Origin of the sequence: Fulvimonas soli (assembly GCF_003148905.1) — a bacterium.
In the GTDB taxonomy this organism is placed as follows: domain Bacteria; phylum Pseudomonadota; class Gammaproteobacteria; order Xanthomonadales; family Rhodanobacteraceae; genus Fulvimonas; species Fulvimonas soli.
In genome coordinates this window covers 89124-96557 of record NZ_QGHC01000011.1, presented here as the reverse complement: position 1 = coordinate 96557, position 7434 = coordinate 89124, and the positions used below count along the sequence as shown (strand labels likewise).

The following is a 7434-nucleotide window of genomic DNA, read 5'->3' as shown; positions in this document are numbered from 1 at the left end:
TGTGCTGCGGCCAGCGCCACGTTGTTTCCGCCGACCGTGCTGCCGACGATATTGAGGTCCCCGCCCGTCGCCGCGATCGTCACGTCGCCCTGGCTACGGATTTCGCTGCCGTCGCTCGTCTCGTCGTGCGTCCGCGTCTCGCTGCTCGCCGTGCTGCCGCCGATGCCCACCTGCAGGTTGATGCCGTTGGCGTTGTCCTGGCTGGCGGCCTGGTAGGCGCCCGGATCGAGGCTGGCCAGGTCCTTGGCATCGTAGGCCGCCTTGGTCGCATACAGGGCCTTGAGCCGGCTGTCGCTCACCTGGCCGCCCCGGCGGGCATCGCCATAGACCGCCGTGGCCGCCCCGGCGAGCGCGCCGCCCACCCCCACGGTGATCCCGCCGGTATGCACGCGCTGCTGCTGCGTGACGTCGGTGCTGCCCAGCGCCGCGTCGATGGTGACGTTCTGGCCCACGACCGTGGTGCCCGTCCGGCTCAGCACGTCGCTGCCCGTCAGGTGCACGTCGTGGCCCGCGCTGAGGGTGACCTGGCCGTCCGTGCTGCCCACCAGGCTGCCGGTATAGCCGACGTCCCTGACCGTGGTGTCCGCCTGCGTGGTGCGGTTGCCGATCAGCACGCTGAAGCCGCCGCCGTTCATCAGGCCCGTGCGGCTGACCTTCGTGCCGTCGCTTTCGGTGTAGGTGTCCTGCCCGGCATCCAGCACCAGGTCGTGGCCCGCCGCCAGCGTCACGTCGTGGGTGCCCGCGATCTGCGCCGCGGTGCCGTGCAGGTCGTGGCCCGCGCCGATCGTCACCGTGTCGCCCGAGACGGTGGTGCCCACGCTCCAGGTCTGCGTGCTGGCGGTGGCACTCTCGCGGCGGTAGCTCTCCGGGTCCACCGAGCCGAAGCGCTTGCGGCTGGTGCTGAAGAAGCTCGACCGCTCGACGCGCTCGCTGTGCTCCTCGCCGTGGCTTTGCTCGCCGGCGGCCAGGGTGACGTCGTGGCCGGCCGTCAGGCCGAGCGCGCCCTGGGCGGTGAGCTGCGCCGCCCGGGCGGTCAGGTCGTTGCCCGCCGCCACCGTCACCGTGGCGCCCGACAGCGTGCTGCCGATGGCGTAGGTGTCGCTGGTCGCGTCGTGGGTCCGGGTGGTCTGGCTGCTCAGCAGGCCGTGGCTGGAGGTCTTGGCGTCCTGCGTCCAGGCATGGGACTCGGCGGCCGCATCGAGCGTGACGTCGTGACCGGCGGCAAGCGTGACCGCACCCTGCTCGCTCCGCACTGCGGCCGCCGTCAGCGTGGCGTCGCGCCCCGCAAGCAGGTTCACGCCCTGCCCGCCCTCGAAGGTGCTGCCGCGTACCGTCTGGTCTTCGGTGTGCGTGGTGGTTACCTTGTGGCCCTGCACGGCCAGGCCGGCCGTGCGCGCCGTGTCGGTGACCGCCGTGGCGAGCAGGTCGCGGCCCGCGCTGACGCCTACCGTCGCACCGCTCACCTGCGCGCCCAGGCTGGACAGGTCGCGTCCGGCCGACAGCGCGGCGGTGCCGCCGGCGGTGAGCGTGCTCACCGTGTGCGTGGTGGCTTCCACGCCGTCGATCACGCCGCCGCTGCGCACCGTGTGGGCGGTCGCCGCCAGCGTCAGGTCGCGCCCGGCCAGCAGCTGGGCGTCGCCGCCCGCCGTGATCGCCGTGGCCGTCGCCGTGAGGTCGCGCCCGGCCGCCAGGCGGAGCTCGCCGCCGGCCTGGACCGGCGCCTGGTCCAGGCTCAGGTCGCGCCCGGCGCTGACCGCGAGGCTCTGGCCGGCCACCAGGCTGCCCGGCTGCAGCGACGTCAGCGCCACCGTCGATACCGGCGCGCCCGGATCCGTCAGGTTCACCGAACCCAGCGCCTGCGCCACGTTCACGCCCGAGCGCACGTCGTTCCCCGCCACCAGGCTCACGCTCCCGCCCGCGCTCACCGTGCCGCCGTTGAGGATGTCCTGCGCCGCCGCGATCGACAGGTCGCCCCCGGCGCGGATGTCGCCGCCGTTGAGCAGGTTCGCCGCCTTGAGCTGCGCGTCCTGGCTCGCCGCGATGGTGCCGTTGTTGGTGAGGTCGCCGTCGGCGGTCAGGAGCACGTGCTTGCCCGCGATGGTCGCCCCGCCGGACGCCAGCTCGCGCGCGTGCTCGGCCGACAGGTATACCACCGGCGTCAGCACGGTCTGGCCGTCCACCGTGACGTTGACCAGCCACACCATGTCCTGCGTCAGGCTCGCCATCTGCTCCGGCGTCAGCGCCACGCCCACGCTCAGGTCGAACTGCTGCGCCACCTGCACGCCCGCGTCCATCAGCGCCCGGTACTGCGCCAGCGCATCGGTGGCGTCGCTCAGGAAGCGCCGCCCGGTCAGCGACGTGATCTGGTCCAGCACCGAGCGCTCCTCGTAGAAGCCGTCGCCCAGGCGCTTGTGGAGGCTGGACGGGTCCAGCCCGAGCTGGTCCAGCAGGTAGTCGCTGCTGATGAACTGCGTGTAGCTGGTGAAGCGCGGATCGGTTTCCACCAGGTACGGGCTGCCCGGATCGCTGTGGATCGTGTACAGGCCCGACTGCGGCAGGCTGACGGTCGGCTGCGGGCCGGCCAGGTTGGCCACCGTCTGCGGCGGCAGCGGCGCGCCGGTGCCGGCGTGCCCGCCGGCCGCCACGCCGGTCGCCGCCGGCGGGGCGCCGTTGGCCGTCGACACCGTGGCCGGCGTGCCGGCGGCCGGTCCGCCGGCCGCGTCGATCGTGCCGGCAGCGGCCACGCCGGTGGCGGCGACGCTGCCGGCGGCGGGCCCCTGGCCCGCGCCCGCGCCGTTGCGCCCCTGGGCCAGCCCGAGCGAGCCGCCGGCGACGGCGCCCGGCGCCGTGCCGAGCGCCACCCCGGCCGCGCCGCCGGAAGTCGGCGCCACGCCGGCCACCGTTCCCGCGCCCTTGCCCGTGACGGCCTGTGCGCCGCCGTTGGCGCCCAGGCCGATGGCGTTGTGCACCGGACGGCCATCGGCGCCCACGACGGTGTTGTCGATGGTGTGGGCGGTGATCGCCACCGTGTCGCCGGCAGTGATGCGGGCGTCGGCCGAGGCGCTGGCCTGCAGCGCGCCGAACATCTGCGTCGCCTGCGCCAGGCCGAGCTCGACGCTGGACTGCGACGTGCCGTAGGTCTGGAAATCGCCGCCCTCCCAGCGGCGCGGGTCGTGCTGCAGGTGCTCGAATTCCACCTGCTCGGCCATGCTGCGGCCCACCTGCACGGTCGGCGTCCAGGCGATGTTCTGCACGGTCTCGCCGCCGATGGTGCCCGAGCCCACCTCGCCGCTCTGCGCCTGGCCGTTGATGGTCAGGTCGTGGCCCGCCGCGAGGGTGGACTTGTCGTTGCGCACCGAGCCGGACAGGGTGATGTCGTTGCCGGCCAGCAGCCGTCCCTCCGCGCTGGTGCGCGACAGCAGGGTCTGGCGGAGCGCCGTGTCCGTCTCCACCGCCCGGAAGCTCTGCGCCGTGCCGCTGCCGCCGCCGTAGCCCACGCAGCGCTGGGTGTTGCTCACGTTGTTGGCGCCGCAATAGGCGTCGGCCTGCGCCAGCTCGTTGGCGCCGACCACCTGGCTGGGGTCCACGCTGGGCGGCTGGTGGTCGGGATCGCCGTCGTCGTAGCGGTAGCGCGCCACCGGGTTGCCGGTGCGGCTGTTCCGCGCCTGCTCGTCCGCGCTCAGGGTGTGGACGGTCGTCTCGAACACCCGCCGCTCGTTGGTGAACTGCGTGGCCGCGAGGAACACGTCGCCGTCGGCCTCGATGTCGCCGGAACGGTTGATCACCGCCTGGCTGCGGCGGCCGCTCGCGTCGGCGGCGAGGGTGAGGTCGCCCAGGGTGAAGATCGTGGCGTCGCGGTTGAGCAGCGTGCCGCCGACGTACAGGTCGATGCCGTCGGTGGCGGCGATCAGCGCGCTCTGGTAGGCCGCGTTGCCGGTGGCGTCGCCGAGGTCGGCGCCGTTGGTGAGGGTGTTCGCGGTGGCGGCGATGTGGCCGCCGATGAGCGTGCCGGTGTTGGCGAGGTTGGCCGCCCGCAGCGTGACCTCGTCGCCCTCGATGCGGCCGGCATTGGTCAGGTCGCCGCTGGCCTGCAGGTCGGTGGCGGCGCTGGCGATGTCGGCGCCGGCGGCGTTGGCGATGCCGGCGGCATGCACGCTCAGATGGCGCACCGCCTGCAGCACGGCGCCCGCCGGATTGACGAAGTCGCCGCCCAGGACCAGCGCGAGGTCGCGGTTGGCCTTGAGCGTGTTGCCGACGCCGTTGGTGTAGCCGCCGGCCAGCTCGAGCGTGAGGTCGCGGCCGGCCGCCGCGCGGCCGGTGCCGGTGAAGGCGCCGAGGTCGAGCGTGACGTCGCCGTCGGCGGCCAGTTCCCCGCCGGCATTGTCCACCGCGCCGAGCGCGAGCGACAGGCTGCCGCCCGCGCCGAGGCTGCCGCCGGCGTTGGCGAGCTGCGCGCCGGCGTGGCTCCAGCCGAGGTCGCCGGCGGCGTAGAGCACGCCGCCGCGGTTGTCCAGGCCGCCCAGGTCCAGGGCGAGGTCGTGCCCGGCCGCCACATGGCCCGACTGGCGGTTGTCCAGGGCGGACGCGGCAAGCGAGACGTCGCCCTGGCCGCCCAGGGTGCCACCCTGGTTGGCGATCGCGCCGCCGGCGCCGATGGTGCTGGCGCCGGCGCCCGCGTTGGCGATGCGGCCGCCGGTGTTGTCGATGCCCGCGCCGTGCACGTCGAGCGTGGCCGCGCCGTTGCCCGCGCCGGCCTCGATGCGGCCGCCGCGGTTGCCGAGCGTGGCCGCGGCGCTCGCGGCGAGCGAGCCCATCGCCTGCAATGCGCCGCCTGAGTTGTCCAGCGCGCCCTGGCTGTTCGCCGCGAGCGTGGTGCCGGCATAGACCCGGCCCGCGTTGCGCAGGCTGCCGGCGCCGAGCGAGACGGCGCCGTTGCCCCCGATGAAGCCGCCCGCGCCGCCGCTGCCGGCATTGGTCAGCGCGCCGCTCACGTTCACGCCGAGCGCCTGGCTGCCGGTGGCCTTGAGGTAGCCGCCGGTGTTGTCCAGCGCGCCGGCATTCACCGTCAGGCTGCCGCCGGCCTGCAGCGTGCCGCCGAGGTTGGTCAGCGCCTGCGTCAGCGTGAGGGTCGCCGCGCCGGCGGCCAGCGTGCCGCCGCCGTTGTCCATGGTGAGGGCGCGCACGTCGGCCGTGCCGGCCACGCCCAGCGTGCCGCCCGCGTTGTCCAGCGTGCCGCCCGCGCGGACCGCCAGGCTGCCGTTGCCGGCGATCTGGCCGCCGGCGTTGGTCAGGTCGCCATCGGCGGCGAGGCTCAGCGTGCCGGTGCCGGCGTGCCGGATCGCGCCGCCGCTGTTGTCCAGCGCGGCGGCGTCGATGGTGATGTCGTGGGCATTGGCGGCCAGCGTGCCGTGGGCGTTGTCGAACGCGCCGCCGAAGGCCAGCGCGAGGTTGCCGTTGCCGCTCTGCATGAGCGTGCCGTAGCGGTTGTCCAGGCTGGCCGCGCGCAGGGCCAGCGCCTGCGCGCTGAGCTTTCCGCCCTGCGCGGCACTATCGCCGCCGTTGCGCAGGGCGCCCTGCGCCTGCACGGTCAGCGTGCCGTTGGCGGCAAGGTCGCCGCCGCGGTTGTCGACGTCGCCCTGGGCGGCGGCCAGGCTGGCATCGCCGCCGGCACGGGTCTGGCTGCCGGAGAGGTCGACGGCACTGCCGCGCAGGACAAGATCCCCGCCGGCCAGGTTGCGGCCGTGCGCGGCCAGCGTGCCGGTCGTGGTGACGGCGAGCGTGCCCGTCGTGCCCAGGGTCCCGTCGCCGCGCAGGCCGGCGGCGAGCGTGCCGGCGCCGTCGAGCCGGCCGGCCGTCAGGGCAACGTCGCCCGCCGCGGCGAGCACGCCGTCGTCGAGCAGCGCGCCGCCCAGGTTCCACGTGGCGGTGCCCAGCGCGTAGGCGGTGCCGGCGTTGGTGGCGTCGCCCTGGACGTGGGCCTGCAGCGCGCCGCCGCTGCGCAGCAGGCCGGCGTTGTCGAGCGCGCCCGCCGCCAGGTTGAAAGCCTGCCCGGCGTAGAGCGTGCCTGCGTTCTCCAGCGCGCCGCCGAATCGCAGATCGGCCCGGCCGGTACCGTAGAGCGTGCCGCCGGCCCGGTTCTGGAGCGTGCCGGCGCCGCTCAGCACGAGGTTGCCGCCGGCCTGCAGCACGCCGGCGTTGTCGAGCGACTGCGCGCTGTCGGCCTCGAGATCGCCCGCCGCAAGCAGTTGCCCGCCCGCGGCGTTGGTCAGGCGCTGGTTGCCGCTGATGGCGAGCGCGCCGCCGGCCTGGATGCGGCCGCCGTTGTCGATGCCGGCCAGTCGCAGCACGGCGTCGGCGCCGCTCTGCATCTGGCCGCTGTTGGCGAGGCTGCCGCCGGCGAGCCGCAGGGACCGGCCGGCCACCGCCTGGCCGGCGTTGCTGAGGCCGTTCGCGCCGGTCAATTGCAATTGGCCGAAGGCGCTGAGCACGCCCTGGTTGGCGACGGTGGCACCGCCGAGGGCGAGGTCGCCGCGATCGGCCTGTACGGTGCCGCTGTTGCCGGCGGCGCCCTGGGCCATCAGGCCGGCGTTGCCGCCCGCCTCCAGCACGCCGGCGTTGTCGATGCTGCCGGCGGCGAGCGTGACGTCCTGGCCGGCGTAGACGTCGCCCGATGCGGCCGAGGCGAACGCGCCGGCGGCGTCGATGCGCAGCGTGCCGTCGATGGCGTAGAGCTTGCCCGCGTTCGAGAACGGCCCCGCGCTGGCGAGGACGAGGTCCTGCTGGGCCTGGATGGCGCCCGCGCTGTCGAGCCTTCCCGCGCTGTCCAGCGACAGCGAGCCGCCGCTGCGCAAGGTGCCGGGATTGTCCACGCTGCCGGCCGCCACGCTGGCCGCATGGGCGGCATAGAGCATGCCGCCGTTGGCCAGGGCGTGGGCCACGGCGAGATCGAGGTCGCGGCCGGCATAGACGGTGGCGCCGGCGGCATTGGACAGCGAGGACGCGCGGCCGAGCATGAGGTCCGTGCCGGCCTGCAGCACGCCGTTGTTGGCGAGGTCGCCGTCACTGTCGATCGTGAGCGCGCCGTCGGCCAGCAGCAGCGCACCGGCGGCATTGGACAGGCCATGGCCCTCGACCGTGGCGTTGCCCTTGGCATACAGCCGCCCGGCGTTGGCCAGCGTGGCCGCGGACAGGCTCAGATCGGTGCCGCTCTGCACCTGGCCGCCGGCGTCGTTGGACAGGCCGGTCGCCGACAGCGCGACCGCCTGCCCGCCGACCAGCACGCCGCCGTTGCGCGCCGCGCCGGCCGCCTGCACGCGCAGGTTGGCCTGCGCGCTGACCGTGCCGTCGTTGTCGAGCGTGCCCGCGGCGAGCGTGGCGTCGCCGCCGTCGGCCTGCAGCGTGCCCTGGTTGCGCAGCTCGCCGCCGCTGGTCAGC

At 75.0% G+C, this 7434-nt stretch carries 1 protein-coding gene; it reads right to left on the bottom strand.

The features are described from left to right. On the bottom strand, positions 1–7434 hold a 7434-nt coding region (locus C7456_RS17250), incomplete at both ends, for a hemagglutinin repeat-containing protein (protein ID WP_211306327.1).